This is a genomic window from Caloramator australicus RC3 (assembly GCF_000297115.1).
GTDB lineage: Bacteria > Bacillota > Clostridia > Clostridiales > Caloramatoraceae > Caloramator > Caloramator australicus.
The window spans coordinates 1-23,436 of record NZ_CAKP01000038.1; the positions used below are offsets into that span (position 1 = coordinate 1).

A 23,436-nucleotide genomic window follows, 5' to 3' on the forward strand; every position below is an offset into this window, starting at 1 on the left:
CGTTTCAATCCCTCATAGGTAGGCTAAGAACTAGGGGTTATAGATAGTGATTATTACAGCAATATAGGGTTTCAATCCCTCATAGGTAGGCTAAGAACTGGGTAAAGCATTAAGTCCTGATTTTAGTGTTTATGGTTTCAATCCCTCATAGGTAGGCTAAGAACGTTACGCCGGCAGAAGTTGTAAAAGTGCTTGAGTCAAGTTTCAATCCCTCATAGGTAGGCTAAGAACTCAGGGTATATTCCTTTCTGTATTAAATCATTTATATGTTTCAATCCCTCATAGGTAGGCTAAGAACAAGTTATAATGCTGAAAATACACCTAAATTAAAGAAGTTTCAATCCCTCATAGGTAGGCTAAGAACCTCCATCTGCTTTGTTTTTGTATGAAAAGCGAGTTGAGTTTCAATCCCTCATAGGTAGGCTAAGAACCAAAGAACCTTTTACAGCAGAGATGTTTAGTGTTGAGTTTCAATCCCTCATAGGTAGGCTAAGAACTTGGTGATTTTATAATGGAATGTGATTTTAAATTTGAGTTTCAATCCCTCATAGGTAGGCTAAGAACTTGGCCAAGAAAATGAAAAAGGAAAGTGAAGCGAGGTTTCAATCCCTCATAGGTAGGCTAAGAACGTAATACTACCTAAATTCCCTGGAGTATATGAAATGTTTCAATCCCTCATAGGTAGGCTAAGAACATTATTATATCACAACTTGTCCAAAACGCTTGTGGAGTTTCAATCCCTCATAGGTAGGCTAAGAACAAGCGAGAGAATGAAATGTTTCTCGTTCATCTCTTTGTTTCAATCCCTCATAGGTAGGCTAAGAACCAGAATACATTATACTAATTCCAAAATTAGCACTTGGTTTCAATCCCTCATAGGTAGGCTAAGAACCCGTTCAATGCTTATTATAACTGGGTTTGAAGATTTTGTCAATTTTGAATTTTTTGTTAACAAAATCTTCAAACCCTTGAAAATACTCATTTTCTTTTGTCGTCGATCCCCAGCACTTTTTGCAGGATTGGAGGTCGACGACAAAAATAAAATTAAAAGATATCGTAGGATTTTTCTTGCCTTATAAACCCTATTTCCTCGTTATAGCAATCGACTACCCTTTCCCTTGGTAAAATATAAAGTCCAAATTGCTCATCAAACAACGAATGGTATTTTATAGGCAAAGATACGGTATAATCCCTTATTATATTTTTTATCTCTAGGTATTCCCTTCTTCTATCATAATAATCCGTTAATTTTAACATATCACAATATCTTTTAAAGGTCGACTGTGCTAAATCATCATATATTACAAATGCATCCATAAATCCCGGATTATCTTCTATTAAAGAAAATTTATATAGTGGAAGGGCATCTTTAGTCTCTTGAGAAAAATTCAATGTTTTTATTGAATTAATAAACTTTTTAGACTTTTCCTTTGACCTATCCTGCTGAATTAATTTAAAATAATCGGAAACTATATCAAAATATTCTCCCTCGCTGTATTGGGGCTCTTTTAATATTTTCTTTGTTATTTCAAGGGTTGGAATCCCGTATACATACTTACCAAAACCAAAATTTAAAACATCATTATCTTCTGGAACCAAGGAATAAACATAAACTAACCCATTATCCTTTAAACCGTTTCTATTACATCTTCCGGCACATTGAATAATTGAATCCAAAGGACCTATATCCCTTATCACAACATCAAAATCAACGTCAACCCCAGCTTCCACAACCTGAGTTGAAACTAATATTATCTTTTCCCCCTTGTCTAAAAGCTTTTTTATATTCTTTATCCTTTCCCTTCTATGAATAGGTATTAGATTAGTGGACAAATAAAATACAGGTCGGTTTAGTTCCTTTAGATTATTATATACATCCAAAGAAGAGCTTATAGTGTTGCAAACTATTAAGTAGGATTTATCCTCTATTCTTTCTTTAAACTCATCTAAAAAAGTGCTAAGCTTTTTGTTGTTTAAATCAGGCAAAAGAGTTGTTCTGTTAAACATAAAAAAATATTTTTGGTTATCCTCTAAAAGTTCTATTGAATTTTTTAATATGTATGGCTTAGTTGCCGTCATCATTACTATCCTTAAATCATATATTTCACATGCCCTTTCTAAAACAAATTCAACAAGAGGGAGCAGTGATATATCTATGGCCTGTATCTCGTCTAAAATTATAATTGAACCTTTTAAATTTATTAGCTTTTTTAACATCCTGTTTCTTGTTCCTATTAGCGTTTCAAACAGCTGAACAAAAGTAGTTACGACGATTCCGCTTGACCAGTTTTCAATTAAAAGCTCAGATTGTAAATTATCAAAGTCATACTCATCGCTTTCATATTTTATATTTGCAAGGCTATGATGTTTTAATAAATATCGTCCCGATTCCTTCTCAAATCCCTCTATATTTTTATGAAGCCTATAAAGAACATCATAGTTTTGCTCTATAATTGAAGTAAATGGAAGGGAATAAATAATCCTTCTATTGTCCCCTAAAAGCTCCCTTAACTTCACCGCTGCAAAAAATCCAGCAAAGGTTTTTCCTGTTCCTGTTGGTGATGTTATTGTAAATATCTTAGAATTTTTATAGTTTTTTTCAATATTTTTTTGTATTTTTTCAAATATCTCACTTCGAATTTTATTTATATCCATATCTTTGTTTTCTAAATCCTTTTCCCTTTCCCTGTTTAAAACCTCAAACCCAGCAAACATTTCATATGGTATTTCTATTTTTGCTGCACTTAGTTTATCCGCCGAAATCAAGGCAGAATAAAGCAGTTGGTGGATAAAATATAGATTTTCTTTTTTAGCCATTTCCATTTTAATTTGAAGTTTTTTTAGACTTTTTAAAACATCCACTATATCACAGTTTAAAAACTCTAAAAAGTAATCCTCAAAATTCAAAATACTATATTCTTCTTTAATTAAATCCTTATTTTTAGCTATATCCTTAATTTGCTCTTTGGCAATCTCTATTTTTTCTGTCAATCTAAAATCGCTATCTAATATCCCCCTCATCGTAGAGGGTAAATCTTCAGAAATATTTTCTAAATCCCCATGATGATGCAAAACTACGCTATAGGATATTAAGGGTAGGAAACTATCCTCCCTAAAACTTTTTAAACTGCAAAAGGCAGCAAACAATGCTGATAAAAAGCCATGGTCTGTAAATTTTCCCCTCTTTTTCGTATTAAGATACCTTTGAAAATATGATGTAAACTTTCCAAAGTCATGGCAATAGGATATTATTTTAAAACAGGGTTTAAATTCTTCATCTATCTTATCTTGGTTTATCTGATACACTTCTTTTAAATGCTCAATCAACCTTTTACCTTCATGAGAACAAAACATATTTTTCACCTCTTAAAAAAGGTGCCATAAGGCACCTACATTAAAACTATTTTTTCATCGTTTATTTCATAATAGTTTGAGTTAAGCTTCACCCTAAGGGGTCCCCCATTTTCTTCAAAAATATAATCTTCAATCTCCTTAACTATCCTATCCTTTAAAAAGTCCCTTGGCATTTTTTCCTTAACTATAATGCCCTCTATATTCACATCAAGTCCACCTTCTTTTATAAGGCTCTTTCTTATTATAGAGGATATTTCTACAAAGTCTTCATCAAATTTACGCTCTCCATGAAACCTACCTATAAACTCTATAGATAGATTAAAGGATGCAACACCTAAGTAGGGAACATAGTGAAATCTGTTGTTCTTTAGCCTATCTTCTAAATCCTCCATTAATCTTTCATCAATATGATTTACATAAACCCTATATCCTAAATTACCTTCAGAAGTTACAATTTCAAAGGGAACCTGAGTGTGTTCCTTTGGCTTTATAACATGACTTATCGACGTTGCCTTTATATAGTTAAGGCTCTGGACTATCTTCCTTGTAGGTGTAAGTTTTTTAAGTCCAATGTTTAATTTTTGGCTGTCTAATATTTCGTAATAGCTATCCCTTTCATAGCCTAATATTGCTGCGATAAGACCCTCTATTGTAGTCCTTGGAGGCACGGAATAGGAAAGGGATGATGAATTTGTGTAAAACTTTCTAAAATGTGCAAACTTACCCTTTAAATCAAACACCAAAAAGTCCATAACTTCACCTTATTTCAATCAAATTGAAATCCTTAAGTGCCTCCGACAATACAATAACCCCTTCATTAATCTTAAGTTCAAGGTTTTCGTCTACAAAATAATATATATTCTTTATTTTATCCCTGTTTTCCCTTAAAGTATCTACAAGCTTTTTAATATCTAAGAAGCATTCCTTAATATCCCTTATGCTCTCAACCTTTTCCTTTAGTATTATTAAATCCCTGAAATCTCCTAAGATCGTTTCTGAATCGATATATTCAACCCTTATATACAGCCTTGGATATTGACCTATTTTGCTTCTTGTGGCTTGATTTTGAATGGAATGTCTCATCGCCTCATCTAAAAGTTTTAAATCATCATCCGTAAGCTTTGTCTTTGCTGCCCTTTTGCCGCTTACGACACCTGAAAAGGCAATCAATGAATATTTTACTCTAAAATCCCTTCCCATAGTTCCCTGCTGTGCCTTTTCATTTGTTGAAAAATGAGAAGTAATGCCAGCCTCAAGAAGTTCAACTTTATTTAAGGAATATCCCCAGTTAAATTGAACAGGTCCTATATAAGCCTTGTTATCACCCTTTATTGGCATTGTTGCACCAAACATTCTAACGTCTATAAGCTTATTTAAAATTTCATCTTCAGTAGAATTTTTAAACTCCTCCATTCTTTTTTCTGCCGTAACTGATTTGTCCTCCACCTTTCTTACGAATATGTCATATCCCTTATCAAGTAAATAATCCCTTATATATCTTTTGAGCCTTAAGTCAGAAACTAAATTTATATCCCTTTCGCTGTCCATACGTGGTCTGTTTTCTTCATCTGGATCTCCATTAGGATTAGCAAATTTAGCATCATAAAGGAATAAAATTTCACTATTGTTCATTCTCATCTTCCTCCTTCATCATAACTTTTGTTGTGGCATAGGAATAGCCTGAAAGAATATAGAATAGGTTTTCGTTTTTATTGAGTTTCCAATTGTCCAAGTTAGAATCTAAAAGCTTTTTAAAATCAGCATAAACAACCTCGTTGTAGTTTCTTATCTTTTCTTGTTCCAACTTTGCATAAACCTCATTTGAAAGTTTAATAAGTTTAGATTTATCTATTCCGTTAAAGTTTAACTTGTTTAAAATAGGCTTTTTACCGTCGAACCTATGGTATTGGCTGTTTCCAATCTCTCCAATTAAAACTCCTAAAAGGAACATAGCTGTTTGCTGTTCGTCATATCCCATGTTAGAGATATATTCCTTTATGCTTTCTTTAACATTAAGTTTAGCAACATCCAATCCCTTTCCCTCCTTTAGACATCCAAGCTTTTCTAAAAATTTTATGAGCATATTGGAATTTAAAATGTAAAATTCAATTTCACCGTTATCTATGTTATATCCTTCCTTTTTAAGCATAATCACTTTAGCAGCTTCGATGAATTTGTCTATAAGCTTTTCTTTATTTATTGGTCTTGATGTGAAAATATTCTCGTAAAAATTGAGGATATATCTATATTCCGTCGCCTCGCCTCCGCTTACTTTAACGGGGATTAAATAATATATGTTTTGTAGGTTTAAATATGTCTTATAACTAAATCCTAATGATTTTTCAATTAGGTCGTGGGAATACTTTGATGCCTTTGCTATTTTTTCGAAGATGTATGGTGGAACGTCCTTTATGAAGCGTTGGATTTTAGTGGATTGATTGGATTTTCTAAAGAACATGAAGTTGACTAAAAAATAGCTTTTTTCATCCCTTAAGTTAAGAATGTCCTTTTCTAGATTTTCTATGTCTTTTAAATTTTTCGCTGTGTTATATGAGTTGTTAAGCCTTTTAACTGCAAAGTCAAGTTCTTCCTTATTTAGTGGCTCACCATATATAAAGTGGGGAATTATATAAAGGTTGAGATCGCCTATTTGGGTTTTTAAATTGTTTTCGATGTAAACCTCTGCTGCAATTACAGAGTTTAAGCAGTTCTCACAAAGGAGCATGTTTTTATAAAACTTTTTTGAATCGAGTTCGCTGGCAAAGGTTATTTTGTCGATTATATAGTATTTTATTTTCATCTTCTTTAAATCGTAGGTTACATTTTCATCCGAGCCACAAAGGCTGCAGCACAAATTACTATCTTTTTTCCCCTTGTCCTCATTATCTTCTTTGCTACCTGCACTTTTATACTCTAAAACCTTATTTTTATATTCTTCATACTCAGTTAAAGGAATGTCATCAATGCAAATTACAAAAAAGCCAAATTCATTAAATTTTACACCATATTTTTTCTTTAAAATATCTTCAAACTCCTTCTCAAGAACCTTTAAGAACCCTTTATCCTCCTTGCCTTGCATTGAATAATCATTATACAAATTCACAACGTTAACATCATTATCTAAATATGCTAAATTCAAAGCATATCTATATTTATTGCTTTTGGCATTTGGGTTTACCTCCACATAAAATTTTTCAAAAACATATTTTAGCTTTTGATTTAAAAAATCACCAAAATCAATATTTGTTAAGTTAAAAATCGTTTCTGATAAAAAGTAAGTTATACTCTTATTAGAGGCAAACCATTGGGGAGACGTAGGACCATTTGCTGTTCCAACGTATAAATATTTCTTCACCGTATCGCTGTCCATCTCCTCTGAGATATCAAGCTCTAAATTATCCTTCTTAAAGTTTAGCTTAAGAACTAAATAAGGCCTTCCCTTTTTATCGTTAATTGGAAGCTCTTTAATGAGATTATCAAGAAGATTTCCTTCTTCAAGAAGGGCCCTTCCGATCTGCACTATTCCCTCTAACAAAATTTCACCTCCTTATATAAATTCAAAACAGCCAAACCCTTGGGAATTTTTAGCCCCTAAACCTACATCATAGGCAAGCTTTAATATTTCTGGTGAGCCGTTAACTTCAAAGATTCCATTCCAACCCTTTATAACCGTTCCTTTATAGATGACTATACTCTCTTTTAGATTTTCTATTGGAGTAATTTTAAAATATTTATCCTTCGGCTCTTTGCCAAAGTAAGCCATATATTTTTTTATTAGGTTTTTTCTTAAAATTTCCTCAAACTCTTTTTCTTTTGGGTTATAATAATAGGTCTTTTTTCTTCCTTCTATTTCAAAGGTGCTATAGACAACTATCGGAGATTTTGTTGTAATCCTTCCTCCGCCTTCTTCAACGTCCATATGCTTAAGTTCAACCTTTTCTACCTGAATATGATTTCCTATAAGCTTTATTCCCTCGTTTAAAAGAACGTTGTTTATAATATATTTCATAAATTCCTCTTCAATAGTTGAAATCTGTAAGCTTGCACCATCAAAATAGGTTATCGTTTTATTTCCCTTATCGATTAAAAAATTCCCCTCAAGCCTTGAAAAGGTAAACATTTTAAAATGCCTTTTTTCATATTTAAAGCCTTGATCGTGAATAAATCTTGAATAATTTTCATCACTAAGAAGTTTTAATATTGCTGCCTGAATTATATGGTTATAATGGATTGGAAGGACAAGCGGTTTTTCAAATTTAAGCTTTAAATTTGCCCTCAAAATATCACCTCATAAGCTTATTTTATATATGTTGCCATTCACATTTTTTTGCACAATTATTACCTTATCTTAAAAATTCTACATAAATATTTAAACTCCTGCTTTTTTATGGAAAAATGTAGAAATGTCAAAAAGTCAAAATGTCAAGTGGCAGGCACAAAAAAGACTACCTTGCGGTAGCCTTAAGCTGTTATTTTCTTTTCTTGTTTTTCCCTTTCTCCAAATAAAAATGATATATAGTTTATGAAAACATACAATACCATTACGCTTGCAAGTATCTCTAAAAAGCTAACATAATATTTGAAAAAGCTTATATTTACTCCCGATTTTCCAAAAAACACGTTTGTTCCTTTCATTGCAATTGCTGTAATTACAAACGGGAAGGTAAGGGATGAAAAGCTTGGGTAAAATTTAAGTTTTAAAATGCTTGGAAGATAAATTAAAATAGCAACAAACATTATTACTGATAACATAAGCAAGAGGTAAATTATAAGTTTATTCTTTTCATCAAATGCACTTAAATATCCTGCAAGACAAAGATTTGCAGGTGCTGTTAATATTGCCGTCGTAGGAATTGCAGGCTCAGGTATGTTCTTTATTTTAAGTAGTCTATAAAAAATTAAAGGTAGTAAAATAATATAACTTACAAAGCCAAACCAAAATATTACTTGTCCTATGCTTTTCATTCCATATAAAGGTGAGGGTATCGAAGCTGCAACTATTCCAACATAAACTACAAAATAACTTACAAATACTTTTTTAAAATCAAAGTTTAATATGAATTTTTTTGTAAAATATACAATATACGCCGCATGCATAATTAATCCTATAACCCAAACTCCAAAGGCTATACTTTGATTGAAATTCTTTACATAAGTAGATAATATCATCATCCCCATGAAAAACGTAGGAGCAACACTTGCTACAACAGGATTTTCTAAGTCCTTTAATATATCTTTATAATATAAAGTTAATTTAATAACTAACAATAAAAATAATATAAAAGAAATTCCACCCAAAATTCCTCTTAAAACATCACTATAACCCGCTAACAAATTTCCAAGTGATGCAAGGGCTAGCATAAGCCCAGCCATTGGAATAGGAACTTTTTTTATTATTCCTTGCATGATGCCACCTCTTCCAATGTTTTTATTTTATTTGCTATTTCTTCATCCTCTAAAAGCTTTTGTGCTATAAATGCAGCAACTTCACCGGTAATTCTTACACAATGGGCCTTTCTTTCTGGACTTGCAAATTCATAATCCTTTACAAGGACTCTGCAGCATGTGCTCTTGTAAAGCTCCTTTATATGGTCATGAAGGGCTGCAGCAACAGGAAACATTTTTTCCTTCATAGGTTCCCCATGGACTCTTCCATAAACCATACCAAGGGCCATAACCCCACCACTTACAGCACCACAAAGACATCCTGATTTTCCTACGCCAATTGGGAAACCCGAAGCCATCCTAACTATTTCAGCAGGATATGGCCAGCCTAATAATTCGTTAATAGTGTGAACCACAGCTTCCGAACAGAAGAACTCTCCCCTTTGGAAATACCCTTCTGCCTTTTTTCTTACATCCTCTATTAATCTTTGCTTATCCATAAAAATTCCTCCTTATATTATATATTTTTTGCAAATAATGCAGCTCCGATGGAGCCGGCAAATCTTGCAAGTTTATCAGTTTTAACGTTTTTGCCTAACTTTTTGCTTAACCTTTCAACTATGTAGTCGTTTTCACATAAACCCCCAGTTAAGAAAAAATCGCCACTTGAGCTTGTTTTTTGAACCATACTGTATACTCTATTTATAACTGAGTCTATAACTCCAGAGCATATATTTTCCCTTTTTTCACCATTGCCAATTAGACTTATAACCTCTGACTCTGCAAAGACCGTGCACATCGAGGAAATTTGAACCGACTCTCCTTTTCTTGCAAGGTCTGTCATTTCCTCGAGGGTTAATCCTAATATATTTGCCATAAGTTCCAAAAAACGTCCGGTGCCAGCCGCACATTTATCATTCATAAGAAAGGATGCAACTTGTCCGTTTTTTAGCTCTATTACCTTCGTATCCTGACCGCCTATATCTATAACTGTAAAATCTTTTTTTGTTAAGTGATAAACTCCTCGTGCATGACAGCTTATTTCTGTTACGGTCTTATGGGCATAAGGAACAGAGACCCTTCCATATCCCGTTGCAACGATCTTTGCTTCCTCAAAAAAACCTTCCTTCTTTAATATCTCTTCTACGCTTTTAGCCGTTTCTTTGCTATTCCATCCTGTTGGTAAAGCTATGTTTTTTATTATATTATCCTCGTTTAATACGCTAACTTTGGTTGCCGTTGAGCCTATGTCTATACCTATATAAAACATAATTATCCCTCTTTTATACAGTATAAAACCCTATAACGCCTATTTTATAATCCTCAACTATCTTTTTTATTTTATCTTCATCTTCATCTTTATAAATTATAGACATGCCACAGCAGGTTGAAAGCTGCCGTGGCGTAGGAGCTATTGTATGTTTTATACCTTCTTCATTAAGAAGGCTAGATAATCTCAAGCCTTCGTTATACGAAGGAAAAAGAATATAATTTTTCATGCTATCACCTTAAATCATTTCAAGGAAAGCTTCAATTCTTGTTTTTATTTGTCCTACATCTTCTGTTGAATAATCCGTTTCGATTAAAATAAGAGGAATGTTTTTGTCCTTTAATGCCTTTTCAACCCTTTTATATTCAACTGAATATGGCTGGCAGAAGGATAGATTGTAGTAAACCACACCATCAACCTTATATTCCTCAGCAAGCCTTATTATGTCCTCTACCCTTCCTTCGTTTGGAGTAAAACAAGCACAATTTATCTTCATATATCTTTCTGCTATATTTCTAATCAAGTCATCGATAGTTTCTCCATCTTCAGAAACTTCATTTTCAAAATATCTCGTTCCTGTGCAGGTTTCTTCAACTACTATCTGGGCATCTAAGTTTTCAATAATATGATGGAGTTTCCAATTTGGAATAGCCATAGGAGTTCCTGTAACCATTAATCTTTTCTTTCTGTTTGCTTTTAATATGCTAATCTTTTTTTCAAGTTCATCGCAGAGCTTTTCAACATTTTCAGTAAATCTTTCTATATCATCATAAAATGCAATCTGTGAAACTAAAAGGGCATCAAGGCCTGATATTGGAGATGGAGTATTTTTCCTAAGTTCGTATAACCTTTTTAATGCACGTCTTTTTTTATTAATAAGCTTTATAGAATTTTTTAGGTTTTCATATGTTAATTTATTCCCTGTTAAGTTTTCAATTTCATTTATAAAGCGTTTTATTTCTGCCTCCCAATCCTTTATGTCCTTTTCCCTTTTCATCTGTGGAAGTTCCATAACATAGGTTGGTGCATATTCTGCTAATATTTCATAAGCCTTCTTTTTACCATCGCAAGTAGTTTCTCCAACTAAAAGATCACAGGATTGGAAATAAGGGCATGTAGCGCTTATCTTAGCTCCTACAAAGGCCTTTATTAAAGGGCATAAATTCCTTGGAAGAACTTTTTCTCCATCCTCTATCCAAAATTGTGAACCACCACAAAGGCCAACACCTATAACTCCAAGGGCATTTAAAATTTCATCCGGCACATAAACACAAAAAGTTCCAACAACCTTGCCACCCTTTTGACGATGATTATTAAGCTCTTCTATCCTAAGGCCATGAACTTCTGATATAACAAAGTTAAAATAATTCATGGCTTCAGCTCTATCCTTCTGAGATAGATAAACAGAGCCGTAAAGTTCAGGCAAAACTGCACACAAAGCATCATGCTTTTCAAGATCCATCTGTAAACTTTCCCAAAGCTTTCTATAATCTCCCATAAGCATCCCCCTGTGTATATTTTTACAATTCAATTATATCAACTAAAAAATTAAAAATGTTTCCAAAATTTCTATAGCTTATCTATTTATTATAGCTAAAACCTATAAATACTACTGTTTATTTCTGGAAATGTCAAAAAGTCAAAATGTCAAGTGGCAGGCACTCAATTATTTTGATATAATGATATTGTGAAATTATTAACTTAAATGGAAAGGTTGGGGATGGTATGAGTAGGTTCTGGAAAGGTTTTTGGCAACTTGCTGATCCAAAGATTTGGATTGCTTCCACTATCCCAATGTTAGTTGGAGCAACATTTGCTTATGTTAATGAAAAAAGCTTTAATTTCCTTTGGTTTTTATTAGCATTAATTGGTGTTTATTTAATCGAAATAGGCAAGAATGCAGTAAATGAAGTTGTAGATTATATAACTGGTGCAGATAGGTTTGTAACTCAAGACAAAAGAACTCCTTTTAGTGGCGGCAAGAAAACGATAGTTGATGGTGTCCTTACGCTTGAAGAGGCCAAATGGATTGGCATTGTTACCATTTTTTTAGCTTGTATAATAGGAATTATCATTGCACTTTATTGGGAAATAAAGGTTTTGTCCATAGGAGTATTAGGAGTCTTCTTTGCAGTATTTTATATTCTTCCACCTTTGAAGCTTGCATATAGGGGGCTTGGAGAGTTCGCCGTTGGTTTTACCTTCGGTATTCTTGTAACCCTTGGAATGTATGTAACAATGACGCATAATATAAATTGGAATGTTGTTTTAATTTCTCTCCCACTTTCATTTTTGATTACAAATGTTCTTTGGATAAACCAGTTCCCTGACTATGAAGCAGATATGAAGGCAAACAAAAGAAACTGGGTTGTAAGACTTGGAAAAGAAAAATCCGTAGGTGTTTATGCTATGCTATTCGCATTTTCATATATTTCATTTATATTAATAAGCATTATCCTAAAAAATTACTTTTTCCTGCTTGGATTTATTACTCTTCCATTAACTATTAGTGCTGTAAAGAACGCAAAAAAACACTACAACGATATCCAAAGGCTAATTTTATCAAACGCCAAAACAGTTCAAATATATATTCTAACAGGGATTTTTATGATAATTGCAATAATATTACAATAAACAAAATAATCTCCATGGCAGCAGTAATAGCTACCATGGAGATTATTTTATTTTCTTAAAATGCTGCCTTAAATATGCTCATTATATCTTCAAGATTTGCCCTTCGTGGATTTGTTAACCCACAAGCATCCTTTAAGGCATTTTCAGCTAATACTTTTATATCCTCTTCCTTAGCGCCAAGCTCCTTAAGACCTTTTGGAATTCCAATTTCTCTTGAAAGCTTCTTTATGCTTTCAATAACTTCCTCTGCTATCTTTTCCTCAGATAAACCTTCTATTGTAATTCCTATAACCCTTGCTATATCTACAAATCTCTTTGCTGCCACCTTCATATTAAAGGATTGAACATGTGGTAAAAGAACTGCATTGCATACTCCATGTGGAAGATCATAAAATCCTCCAAGCTGATGGGCCATGGCATGAACATACCCAAGCCCTGCGTTGTTGAAGGCAACTCCTGCAAGATATTCTGCATAGGCCATTTTATCCCTTGCTTCTATGTCATTTCCGTTTTCAACTGCTCTTTTGAGGTATTTAAATATGAGTTCAATTGCCATAAGGGCTGCAGCATCCGTTGCAGGTGTTGCATCAGTTGAAACATAGGCCTCAATTGCATGAGTCAATGCATCCATTCCAGTCGCAGCTGTTAAGGATTTTGGCATATTTATCATAAGTTCAGGGTCATTTACAGCAAGGATAGGAGTCACATGCCAATCTACAATGGCCATCTTCACCTGCCTATCTTCATCTGTGATTATTGAGAATCTCGTCATTTCGCTTGCTGTACCTGCTGTTGTATTTATTGCAACAAGAGGAAGCATAGGCTTTTTAGATTTATTAACACCTTCATAATCCTTTATAGAACCTCCATTGGTTGCAACAAGGCCTATCGCCTTTGCACAATCATGGGGTGAACCTCCCCCAAAGGATATTAAAAAGTCGCAATTGTTTTCCTTTAACATTTTAAGTCCATCTTCTACATTTTTAACGGTTGGATTAGGCTTAGTTTCATCAAATAACACATATTCTATGGCTTCTTCATCCAATATAGTTGTTAATCTTTTTAATAATCCGATTTCTACCAAAACCTTATCTGTAACTATAAGGGCTTTTTTGTAGCCTAAAGATTTTATTTCAGTTCCTACATCCTTTAAACATCCTATCCCCATTAAGCTAACAGGTGGCATAAAAAATCTATAAGTTTTCATTATTTATCCCTCCAAATTTATTTTTTAGTGTGTTATAATTTTAACATAGCATTTTTTCCCCTTCTAATTCGTTTTTGCAAAATATATTCTATTTTTGCAGGAGGGCATAACATGGCAACAGATTTATCACCTACATCTACACTTGAGGCAGAACACATTAGGATACTATACTATGAATTTGAAAGGCAACTTAAAACCAACTACTCATCTAAAAACTATATAAGATTTTGCAGCATATTAGAGGGAAGTAAGTTTGTAAGCATTAACAAAGAGAAAAAATTCCACTATGATCAAAATAGCTTTATAATCCTCTCCCCCTTTTCGGAGGTTGAATTAGAAATTAATGAAAAAACAAAGGCATTTGTTATGGAAATCGATGATTATTTTATAAGACAAATAATATCAAAACTCCAAGTGGAACTTGAGGAAGAGGAAATTAAATATATCGAAAACGAATTTTTCATAGCTCATTTTAATCCTGATTTATGTGAAGTGCATAAAAAAATAGTAAATATATTTAACCAAAATAGGCTAAATAAGGAATTCCTATTAGACTTATATTCCCGGGAGCTTGTCTATAACATATTAAAATATAAGGGCTCTGAGAAGATAATAAACAATAAAAAGTCTAAAATTTCTGCCATAATAGAGTTCATAGAAAGCAACTATTTAGGCGATTTAAAAATATCGGATATAGCCAACTATTTTGGTATGAGGGAATATGAATTTTCAAGATACTTTAAAAAATTTACAGGAAAATCTCCAAAGGAATATATAAAGGACTTAAAATTAAAAAAGGCAAAGGAATTATTAGCCTTTCAAAATGTTACTGAAGTATCCTTTGATGTCGGATATGAAAATATTTCTTATTTTATCAAAGAATTTAGAGAAAAATATGGTATAACTCCAAAGGAGTATAAAAAAATAATATAACCCTACAATTTTAAAATGGAGACTATAAAAAATTATGTGTAAATAGATTAATAACCTCTTTCTTGGTTTGTATTTTAATTCTTACCAAGGAAGAGGTTTTTTATAATTAATCAGTTATATTATTATAAGTAAACAAAAATTGTATCAAAATGAAATGGTAATAATTGCTTGACATGTTTGTTAAAAATTATATATAATAACAAAAAAGGAATATATTTACAATAATTTTAACAAAAATGGTTGTTAGCTTCTAAAAGCTTGCAGACTCTTTCTTTTTAATCTTAGGGTTTTGCAATAGATTAATTAAAAGGAGGGGATGAATCAAGAAAGTTTAAAGATGTAGTTTAAGCTTATTTGCCCTGGTATATATGATGTCTTCTATCTCAATATTAACGTTCAATGTTAGCGACAATAATATTGCTAAATAAGTTTTATGCTGATGAACAACTATCAAGAGTTCAGTCTACTAAGAAGCGGATACGATTAAAACTCAAATACCGTAAATTACCTTAAATTCAAAGAATAGAAATGTGTAGGTGATAATTGTGGTTAAAAAAAGCCCAGCATTATTATTTCTTATATTTATATTAATTATTGCAGGAGCAGTATTGGTATTTGCCAACTATAATACTAAAGAACTACCTAAATTAACAATAACATATAATGGCAAAGAAATTAAATCTATAAAAGGTTCGTATTTATGGAAAAGAGGATTTAAAAATGAGGTTCATGTTGTAGATAGTTATGCAAAAATTATAAATCAATTAAGACCCGGAGAACAAGTTATGCCTGATGGAGAATTGGAAATAAATTTTGATTATCAACCAAAAACTATAATTTTAACTTCTAGTTATAATAGTGAAAGAAAAATATTAGAAAATAATTACATTAAATTACCAACTAATATAAAAGGACCTATGGTATATTTTTTAGACTGTTATTGGAAGGAAGGTGTTATTACGTATGTTGTAGTAGTTGAACTTAAATCATAATTCAGCTTAAAAGTATACTATATCAAATCATAAATGAAGGTGCTTTTTTATGAAATGTTTCTCAAAATGCTTTATTATAATCCTATTAATTAGTTTTTGTTTATCTAATTTGGTTTATGCGGAATCTAACAATAAGTATGTAAAAAATCAAGACAATTCAATTTTAATTTGTAATGCTGAAAATCTAAAAATGATTACCCCTGAAGAATATTTTAAAATAATCGCTAATGCAAGAAATATATCTGTTACTGAGGCTGAAAAATTACAAAAGAAATAATTAAAGAACATCAGAAGTATTTAATTAAATATAACAAAATAATCAAAAATAAAGATAAAGATGAAAAATTTGAAGATATATTAAAAGATCCAGGTATAACAATTCAATCAATTGATTGGGGTCCATATTGGACAGATAATAATGGAGGAAAATATTTTATGGTTACTGTATATAAACAACAAGATGTAGGTGGCGGTATATTAATTGAAGTGGGAGTTCCAGGTATAATTTATGTTTATGGAACATATGCAAGACAATTTGTATCAATTGACAGTAGTGCTTGTTATGCACAGCCTGTAAGCAGTGGTTATTATATTTACAATGCATTTGTAAAATCAGCGAGCTTGTCGAGTGACAAAACAAAGGTTTATTTATATACAAGAGGAAACGTTGAAATTACGGTCCAAAAATCAGAACAGTTAGGAATAACAATTGAAGAATTAATTCAATATGGTTTTTCATATGTAGCTAATTACACTTATAGAAAAACAGTATCTATAAGTCATACGGAATCATTATATTAGAATTATTAGTAGATATAAGATGTAAATCAAAAATATGTTAAGTAATAATAATGAATATTTTGACCCAATTGGAGGTGCTATAGAGTGAATATTGTTAATGTTAGAAATTGTAGTAAAAAATATGAAAAAAATAATTTTTTTAGTTTGGAAAATATCAATTTGCAAATTAAAAATGGAGAAATAGTGGGACTTGTTGGGCCTAATGGAGCTGGCAAAACAACGTTAATAAAAATTTTAAGTGGTCTTTTAAAACCTACGGAATATGAAGAAGTAAAAGTTTTGGGTGAGGATATCTATAAAGGAAAAGGGAAAATTCCTAAAGTTGGTCTTATTTTAAATTCAAACCAATTATATGATGATTTAACGGTTATGGAAAATTTATATTTTTTCTTGAGGATGCATAAAATTAAAAAAAATAAAGAGAACATCTTAAGTTTGTTAAAAAAATTTGATTTGGAAGGCAGAGAAAATACACTAGTTAAAAGTTTATCTACAGGAATGAAACAGAAACTTAATATAATAAGGGTTATTTTATTGGAAGTTCAATTTTTAATATTAGATGAGCCTACTAGTGGATTGGATCCTATATCTAAAGCCGATGTTCATAATTTATTGGACACACTTGCTAAAGAAATGAATATAACTATTTTAATAAGTTCACACATTATGAATGAAGTTCAAAGGCTTTGCACTAGAGTTATTTTTCTAAATAAAGGACGCATCATAAAGGATAGTTATATGGATACTATTTTTAAAGAATTCTATAAAGAAGTTGTAGAAATTAGATTATCCAAAGAAGATACTTATAAAATGCATAAAAAGCTCAGGGATTATGGGATAAAAAAATATATTGTTTTTGAGCAGAATGATAATAGCACAGGTTTAATAATGGAGAGGATAGAAAGCATAGAAGATTTTATCTCAAAGTTTCAAATAAAGTCATTTAATGAAAGACCTATACAATTAGAAGATATTTTTTTCTATGAATTGTATAAGGATGGATTGGGGGATACTAAATGATTATATATTTTATGTTTAAAAGTCTTCTACGAAACAAGTGGAACATAATTAAATTATTATTAATTGCACCTATAAATTCGATTCTTCCAGTGATTTTATTAAACAGTGTAATAGCTCAAAATATAGATAAAAATATAATTTTAAAGATGTGTTTGTGGTCATGCTTTTATTTTACCATATTTGAGATAATTTCAAGGAGAATGGAGTTCTTTGGCAGTGAAAAAATACATGATGTATTACTTTCTAAAATTAGCTTACATAGATATAATTTTTACCAAACAGTAGCAGTAAATATTTTATATATTCCATCCTTACTCATAACACTGTATTGTTATGATGTTATATTCCACTTAAATATAGATTTTTTATTTGCTATAATTTGTGCTATATTTGTTTTTATCAACAATGTTATAATAAGCAATATAATGCTTGCTGTTCACTTAAAAACAAAAAATTATTTTCACAGATTTAACTTTGGAATGGATATAGTTTATATAATAAGTGGCGTTTTATATCCCATAAGCGTATTTCCAAAATTTTTAAGAAGTATTTCGCAGCTAATACCAATAACTTATGTTATTAGCTTTTCAGAAGGAAATAATATTAACATTGAACTATCAATTTTAATATTTATAAGTATGATGGCATTTGCAATATGGAATACAGAAAAAAGTATAAAAAAATATATTGTGGCTGGGGGATTTTATGATTAGCATTCTAATGAAAAATATATTTTTTTATAAAAGAAATTGGAAGGAATTATTATTAAACACTTTAAGAATTTATCTAAGTGTAGTTCCATTTTATTATTTTGCATTGGCTCAATCAAATGACATAGAAAATCTAAGGTTTACCCTGTTAACTATAATTATTGCAGGAATAATAAGTAACACCGTTATTGCTGCAAACTATGAACTTTATCAAGAAATTATAAGTGGCAAAATGTCAAATTTTAGAATAGCTAATGTTAAGATATTTGAGTATATTTTAGCTCAAACGGTTTTTTATTTTTTCATCTATTTAATTCAGTATGTTTTTGTATTAATTTTAATGAATGTATATGGAATAATTTATATAAAAATTTCTTCATATGCCCTATTAAATGCAGCAATCTTTATCGTAATAATAATTGCTATATCATCGATTATTAGTGGGCTTTTAGCGGCCTTTACTCTTAAAACAAAAAGATTTGCTTACAGTTCACTTCTGATTAGTATTCTATTGATATTTTCTGCATGCTATATGCCTTATAGATTACTCAAATCAGGATTTAAAATAGTGGCCCTTTTATTACCATTTACATATATAATAAATATATTTAAAAGTGCATTTAGCGCGGATTATTTGATATTTCCAATTGAAATTATGTATTTAATATTGATGGTTCAGATTTTGGTTTTGAGATTTATATTAGTTAAAATTTTGAGTAGGTTCTTTAATGAACTTATAAACTCGACTATATAATATAAAATAAATGCAAAAAATTTAGCACATTAGTTTCAGCCCTATGTCTATAGTTGGGGTGGGAAAATTACTCAAATGCCCACCTATATTAATTGCCTCTTTGTCAATAATTGAGGAGGGTAAATCTTTCAGATGAGTGTTTTTGCTAACTTCCAAGGAGTTATATATAATTGAAATTAAGTTGAGTAACAGCTTTAAAAAGGTTGGTTTTTGCAAGAGCCCAGCGGATTATTAGGATTTTCTTCTTAAATTTTTGCATAATGAACAGAAAGAAGATGAAACTTTAGAGAACTTGTAAAATCATTATTCTAAAAAGTGTCTTCTTTTAACTCATCATTGTAGAGGAGCAGGATGTCAAGTTTTTTAAATTCTTTGTTTAAGAAATCATATTTAGCTAGAAGAATGTTAAAGTTTATTTACTAGCCCTTAAAATGTAGGGTTATATTATTTCTATATCCTTTGGATACTTTATTATCTCATTATTAATCTGTTTCTATATTCAATTGGTGAAATACCTTCCATCTCTCTAAAGGTTTTAGCAAATTGCTTTGAATTTTTATATCCCACCATTTCACCCACTTCATAAATTTTATAATCAAAGTTTTCAAGTAATTCCTTTGCCTTTTCTATTCGTATCTTCTTCAAATAATCTACAAAATTATATCCAGTATACTCCTTAAAAGCTTGGCTAAAATAAGAATAATTTAATGAAACATAATTTGATACCATAGCCATATTAATATCTCTATTAAAATTTTCGTGTATGTATTGAACTGCCCTTTTCATTTCCGGGTTATCCGCATAAATAGACATTATCTGTTTTGTATAATCGTTTAGGCATATAATTAACTCCTCTACAGCATGAAAATATTCAATAAAATTTTCATAATTAAAAATATTACCTATTTTATTTATCCCCCTTACTTTGTTTAAAGTATCGCCATCTAGTTTCTTAATAGCACTGCTAAATATAAATTCATTTATTGCTTTATTAATTCCTTCTAAATAAGAAATATCATACTTTGTAATTTCTTTAATATCTAAGACCTCTTTTAAAATTCCTCTAATCTCATTTTCCCTGTCCGTTCCAATCATATTGCTAATTTTTTTAATTTTATCAATGGGGAGCTCATAATTTTTAAGCTTATCCTTTATACTTGAAAAGCTTAAAAGATGATGATTATTATATAAAAATGTATATTTTAATGCTTCTATAGCCTGTAAATATCCTTCCCTTATCTTATTTATATTAAACTGCTTTTCGCTTAATCCTATTGCATAAACCATATGGTTTTTTGTAGATATTTTCGATTCTAAACATTTAAAAACTTCAAATTCCTCTCCTATTATTACAATATTTCCAATACCATCTGTTAAAATAATTATTTTCTCGTTAACTGTTTTTTCATATTCTTTTATAGTATCCTTGATTATTTCAAATAATTCCTTATCATTTATGCATTGGGAATATCTTTTGTTATTTATAACACCAACATAGTAGCCTTTATCAAAAATATCCATTTTAATTTTGCTGCATATCTTTTCTATGTCCTCTTCATTTATATGTGAATTTAAAAATATATAATTTAACTGTGCAGCTCTAAATTCTTCAAATTCTTCTGAAGAACTTTGATTTTCAATATATTCATTTTGTTTAATGTTTTCTTCAATTTTGTCAATAGTTTTATATAATTCCTCTCTATTTATAGGCTTCAACAAATAATCTTTCGCCCCATATCTTAAAGATTCAACAGCATAATTAAAATCATCATATCCACTTAAAACAATTATGTTTGTTTTAATGTTTCTTTCCTTAAGCTTTTTCATAAAAGCAATCCCGTCTTCATCAGGCATACGAATATCAGTAATTACTATATCTATTTTATTATTATCAAAATAAATAAGTGCCTCCTTGACAGTTGACGCTAAATATAAATTATAATAGGTTAAATATTTTCGTTCAATCATGGCCTTTAAACCTAATCTTATGTTTTTTTCATCATCGAGAATAAGAATATTACGCATACTTACTAATACCTCCATTAACGATCAAATAAGGCAGCTTTAAAATGACCTTTGTATATTCTCCTTTTTTGCTTGATATTTGGAGGCCATAATCATCTCCATAATAAAGTTTTATTCTTTGATTTACAATCCTAAGGCCAATTCCATTTCCTCTTTTAACTGTTTCTTGACCTTCATATTTATTTAGGAGATTTTTATTGAATTCTTCATCTTCAAGGTTTATTTTGTAATTCAACTTTTCAACTTCTTCAGGACTCATTCCCTTTCCATTATCAGTAATTTCTATAATCATCGTATTTCCATCAATTGATGCTTTAATTTCAATAATTCCTAATTCTTTGTCAAGTTTATCCTTTATTCCATGGCTTATCGAGTTCTCTATTATAGGCTGAATAGATAATTTCAAAACTTCCTGCTCAAGAAGATATGAATCTATATTTATGATTAATTTTATTTTATTATCAAATCTTATGTTCATAAGGGATGTATAGTTTTTAATATGGTCTATTTCTTCCCTTAATGTAACATATTCACTTGCCCATTTCATGTTATATCTCATCATTTTCCCTAAGGAAGTTAATGCATCGGATATTTCCAATTGTCCTTCTATTTCTGCAAGCATCTTAATATTTTCCAACGTATTATATAAAAAATGAGAATCGATTTGCGTCCTTAGGGCTCTAAGTTCTGCTTCCTTTGATACTATTTTTTTATTTACAGCATCAGTTATAAGTTCATTAATCTTTACTAGCAGTCTTCTTATATGATGTGCTAGTTCTCCTATTTCATCGTCACCTCTAACACTAACATCAATGTTAAAATCCCCTTGTCTAATCTTTTTCATAGAATATATCAGCATATTTAATTTTTTTAGTATAATGGTATTTATTAGGTTTGTTATTATCGATAGTATTATAATCAAGAATATGATAGTCAATATAATAATATTTCTTGTCCTTGAGATATTTGTAAAAATATCCTGTAGGGAAATTAGCGAAATAACATATGAATCTATAGCTTCTATATATGTATATATAGCCAAGATATTATTATTTTGATTTTCAAGGAAAAAGCTACCTCTATCATTGTTTTTATATTTATAAAACTGTTCCTTTATATTTTCCAAACTAAGTTTATTCCTTTTTAAAAAATCATTGTTTATGTTGGTATAAAGGTTTCCTTTACTATCAATAAAAAACATCTGCGAACGTTGATTAGATAATTCTGCATACATTTTGGGTAAGAAGTTTTTAAGTAGCATATCCACCTCAATTATTCCGAGGTGTTCTCCCTCTGGATAACTTATTTCCCTCAAAAGCATTATCTTTGCTGAATTTTCATATATATACTTATATTGCCTATCTACTATATCCTGATCGATTTCTTCAAATTTCCATAATACCATTCCCTTTAGTCTTTTAACTTCATTATACCAAGGTTTATTCTTAATTCTATTTTCGCTAAAAACAACAGGCCATATTTCATTGATATTGTTATTATCAACATAAAACCTAATATGTTCAATATTAGGATTATTGTTTTGTATTTTAACTATATTCATTATGCTATTATAATTAAAATCCAAAAGCTCTTCTGTTGTGTATTCATTTCTATCTTTAATAAAATTAATAAATTTTTTATCAGATACGACCATTTGAGCTGCATTTTCCATAGAATATATGTTTTTAGATATAGTGATTTTTTCCATCTCAAGCAGATATTCATTTTCCTTTATCATATTTTTTATAGCACTGTCCTTAAATTGTTTAAATATATATAGAGAAAAAGTTATAATTGGTATCAAAATTATTAGTATATAAGATAAGACTAATTTTTTTTGAAGGGACATATTTTCTATCCTTAATAGGGCTTTTTTTATTTTTTGATTTCCTAATAATTTTTTGATTTTTTTCAAAATCCCACCACTTCCAGCACTTTTTATTATATATTATAAGTCATAATAAAAATAAAAGAAATCCCTATTATAAATATGGATAAAAACCCAGAAATTCTGGGTTTTTCAGACCGTCGACAAACCCCACTTTTCAAAAAACGAAAAGTGGGGTTTGAGTATTTTTACAAGCATTTTTGATAAATATTTTATAAATACAAAGAAATTTTTGCCCTTTCCAGGGCCGTTTTTGTCCCTTCTTCCACATCCAATTTGCCATCTTCTTTAAATTAAAGCAAGCACAAACAAGCATCGCTTGCATGGACACTTTTTCTATCCCTCTTAGTGTTGTCCATCGCAAACCATGCTTCTCCTTCAAGTCGGCAAATACCCTCTCTATGGTTTTGCTTCTATCTTTATATAGTTCTTTGCATTCGTATGTATGTCTCAAATGTTCTAC

At 30.5% G+C, this 23,436-nt stretch carries 21 protein-coding genes, 1 pseudogene and 1 CRISPR repeat array; of the genes and pseudogenes, 8 read left to right on the forward strand and 14 right to left on the reverse strand.

Going from position 1 to position 23,436, the window contains the following annotated elements; translation table 11 throughout:
* The first annotated feature begins 1 nt into the window (after nucleotide 1).
* A CRISPR array of direct repeats spans nucleotides 2-892; the repeat unit is 30 nt; unit sequence GTTTCAATCCCTCATAGGTAGGCTAAGAAC.
* 152 nt (nucleotides 893-1,044) lie between these two features.
* The 10 genes from CAAU_RS04260 to CAAU_RS04305 form a co-directional block, all read right to left on the reverse strand.
* The gene (locus CAAU_RS04260; protein WP_008908199.1) at nucleotides 1,045-3,354 is read right to left on the reverse strand and encodes a CRISPR-associated helicase/endonuclease Cas3; all 2,310 of its coding nucleotides are present in this window, start codon (nucleotides 3,352-3,354) and stop codon (nucleotides 1,045-1,047) included.
* A gap of 35 nt (nucleotides 3,355-3,389) precedes the next feature.
* Entirely contained in the window at nucleotides 3,390-4,106 is a 717-nt protein-coding gene (gene cas5b, locus CAAU_RS04265; protein WP_008908200.1) for a type I-B CRISPR-associated protein Cas5b, read from the reverse strand.
* 4 nt (nucleotides 4,107-4,110) lie between these two features.
* The gene (gene cas7b, locus CAAU_RS04270; protein ID WP_083852799.1) at nucleotides 4,111-4,992 is read right to left on the reverse strand and encodes a type I-B CRISPR-associated protein Cas7/Csh2; all 882 of its coding nucleotides are present in this window, start codon (nucleotides 4,990-4,992) and stop codon (nucleotides 4,111-4,113) included.
* Complete coding sequence (locus CAAU_RS04275) at nucleotides 4,976-6,889, reverse strand: TIGR02556 family CRISPR-associated protein (RefSeq protein ID WP_008908202.1); 1,914 nt, start codon at nucleotides 6,887-6,889, stop codon at nucleotides 4,976-4,978. Before CAAU_RS04275 ends, cas7b begins: the two co-directional genes overlap by 17 nt.
* Before the next feature lie 12 nt (nucleotides 6,890-6,901).
* A complete protein-coding gene (gene cas6, locus CAAU_RS04280; protein ID WP_008908203.1) occupies nucleotides 6,902-7,633 on the reverse strand; it encodes a CRISPR-associated endoribonuclease Cas6 in 732 nt (243 codons plus the stop codon).
* Between the two features lie 182 nt (nucleotides 7,634-7,815).
* The gene (locus CAAU_RS04285; protein ID WP_008908204.1) at nucleotides 7,816-8,760 is read right to left on the reverse strand and encodes a TDT family transporter; all 945 of its coding nucleotides are present in this window, start codon (nucleotides 8,758-8,760) and stop codon (nucleotides 7,816-7,818) included.
* Complete coding sequence (locus CAAU_RS04290; protein ID WP_008908205.1) at nucleotides 8,748-9,239, reverse strand: C-GCAxxG-C-C family protein; 492 nt, start codon at nucleotides 9,237-9,239, stop codon at nucleotides 8,748-8,750. Before CAAU_RS04290 ends, CAAU_RS04285 begins: the two co-directional genes overlap by 13 nt.
* A 17-nt stretch (nucleotides 9,240-9,256) precedes the next feature.
* Nucleotides 9,257-10,009: an acyl-CoA dehydratase activase gene (locus tag CAAU_RS04295; protein WP_008908206.1), complete on the reverse strand. Its 753-nt coding sequence runs from the start codon at nucleotides 10,007-10,009 to the stop codon at nucleotides 9,257-9,259.
* A 13-nt stretch (nucleotides 10,010-10,022) separates the two neighbouring features.
* The gene (locus tag CAAU_RS04300; RefSeq protein WP_008908207.1) at nucleotides 10,023-10,238 is read right to left on the reverse strand and encodes a putative Se/S carrier protein; all 216 of its coding nucleotides are present in this window, start codon (nucleotides 10,236-10,238) and stop codon (nucleotides 10,023-10,025) included.
* A gap of 9 nt (nucleotides 10,239-10,247) precedes the next feature.
* Nucleotides 10,248-11,507, reverse strand: coding sequence for a double-cubane-cluster-containing anaerobic reductase (locus CAAU_RS04305; protein ID WP_008908208.1), 1,260 nt, complete (start codon nucleotides 11,505-11,507; stop codon nucleotides 10,248-10,250).
* Between the two features lie 227 nt (nucleotides 11,508-11,734).
* Here CAAU_RS04305 and CAAU_RS04310 point away from each other — a divergent pair, with 227 nt between their 5' ends.
* Nucleotides 11,735-12,643 (forward strand): prenyltransferase, encoded by a 909-nt coding sequence (locus CAAU_RS04310; RefSeq protein ID WP_008908209.1) that lies wholly within the window; start codon nucleotides 11,735-11,737, stop codon nucleotides 12,641-12,643.
* 55 nt (nucleotides 12,644-12,698) lie between these two features.
* Here CAAU_RS04310 and CAAU_RS04315 read toward each other — a convergent pair whose 3' ends face one another.
* A complete protein-coding gene (locus CAAU_RS04315) occupies nucleotides 12,699-13,850 on the reverse strand; it encodes an iron-containing alcohol dehydrogenase (protein ID WP_008908210.1) in 1,152 nt (383 codons plus the stop codon).
* 111 nt (nucleotides 13,851-13,961) lie between these two features.
* Here CAAU_RS04315 and CAAU_RS04320 point away from each other — a divergent pair, with 111 nt between their 5' ends.
* From CAAU_RS04320 to CAAU_RS04350, 7 genes are all read left to right on the forward strand, one after another.
* The gene (locus tag CAAU_RS04320) at nucleotides 13,962-14,783 is read left to right on the forward strand and encodes a helix-turn-helix transcriptional regulator (protein ID WP_008908211.1); all 822 of its coding nucleotides are present in this window, start codon (nucleotides 13,962-13,964) and stop codon (nucleotides 14,781-14,783) included.
* Between the two features lie 545 nt (nucleotides 14,784-15,328).
* Nucleotides 15,329-15,775 (forward strand): hypothetical protein, encoded by a 447-nt coding sequence (locus CAAU_RS04325; protein WP_008908212.1) that lies wholly within the window; start codon nucleotides 15,329-15,331, stop codon nucleotides 15,773-15,775.
* A gap of 49 nt (nucleotides 15,776-15,824) precedes the next feature.
* Nucleotides 15,825-16,052: a hypothetical protein gene (locus CAAU_RS04330; RefSeq protein WP_008908213.1), complete on the forward strand. Its 228-nt coding sequence runs from the start codon at nucleotides 15,825-15,827 to the stop codon at nucleotides 16,050-16,052.
* Nucleotides 16,053-16,210: 158 nt separating this feature from the next.
* Nucleotides 16,211-16,576 (forward strand): hypothetical protein, encoded by a 366-nt coding sequence (locus CAAU_RS04335; protein WP_008908214.1) that lies wholly within the window; start codon nucleotides 16,211-16,213, stop codon nucleotides 16,574-16,576.
* Between the two features lie 84 nt (nucleotides 16,577-16,660).
* A complete protein-coding gene (locus CAAU_RS04340; protein WP_008908215.1) occupies nucleotides 16,661-17,596 on the forward strand; it encodes an ABC transporter ATP-binding protein in 936 nt (311 codons plus the stop codon).
* A complete protein-coding gene (locus CAAU_RS04345; RefSeq protein ID WP_008908216.1) occupies nucleotides 17,593-18,309 on the forward strand; it encodes a hypothetical protein in 717 nt (238 codons plus the stop codon). The genes CAAU_RS04340 and CAAU_RS04345 overlap by 4 nt, the downstream gene beginning before the upstream one ends.
* On the forward strand, nucleotides 18,302-19,060 hold the full coding sequence (locus tag CAAU_RS04350; protein WP_008908217.1) for an ABC transporter permease: 759 nt from the start codon (nucleotides 18,302-18,304) through the stop codon (nucleotides 19,058-19,060). The genes CAAU_RS04345 and CAAU_RS04350 overlap by 8 nt, the downstream gene beginning before the upstream one ends.
* A 471-nt stretch (nucleotides 19,061-19,531) precedes the next feature.
* Here CAAU_RS04350 and CAAU_RS04355 read toward each other — a convergent pair whose 3' ends face one another.
* The 3 genes and pseudogenes from CAAU_RS04355 to CAAU_RS04365 all read right to left on the reverse strand — a co-directional run.
* Nucleotides 19,532-21,085, reverse strand: coding sequence for a response regulator transcription factor (locus CAAU_RS04355; RefSeq protein ID WP_008908218.1), 1,554 nt, complete (start codon nucleotides 21,083-21,085; stop codon nucleotides 19,532-19,534).
* Entirely contained in the window at nucleotides 21,078-23,000 is a 1,923-nt protein-coding gene (locus tag CAAU_RS04360; protein WP_008908219.1) for a sensor histidine kinase, read from the reverse strand. The genes CAAU_RS04355 and CAAU_RS04360 overlap by 8 nt, the downstream gene beginning before the upstream one ends.
* A 105-nt stretch (nucleotides 23,001-23,105) precedes the next feature.
* Nucleotides 23,106-23,436 (reverse strand): annotated as a pseudogene (locus tag CAAU_RS04365) (transposase); the annotation flags it as partial.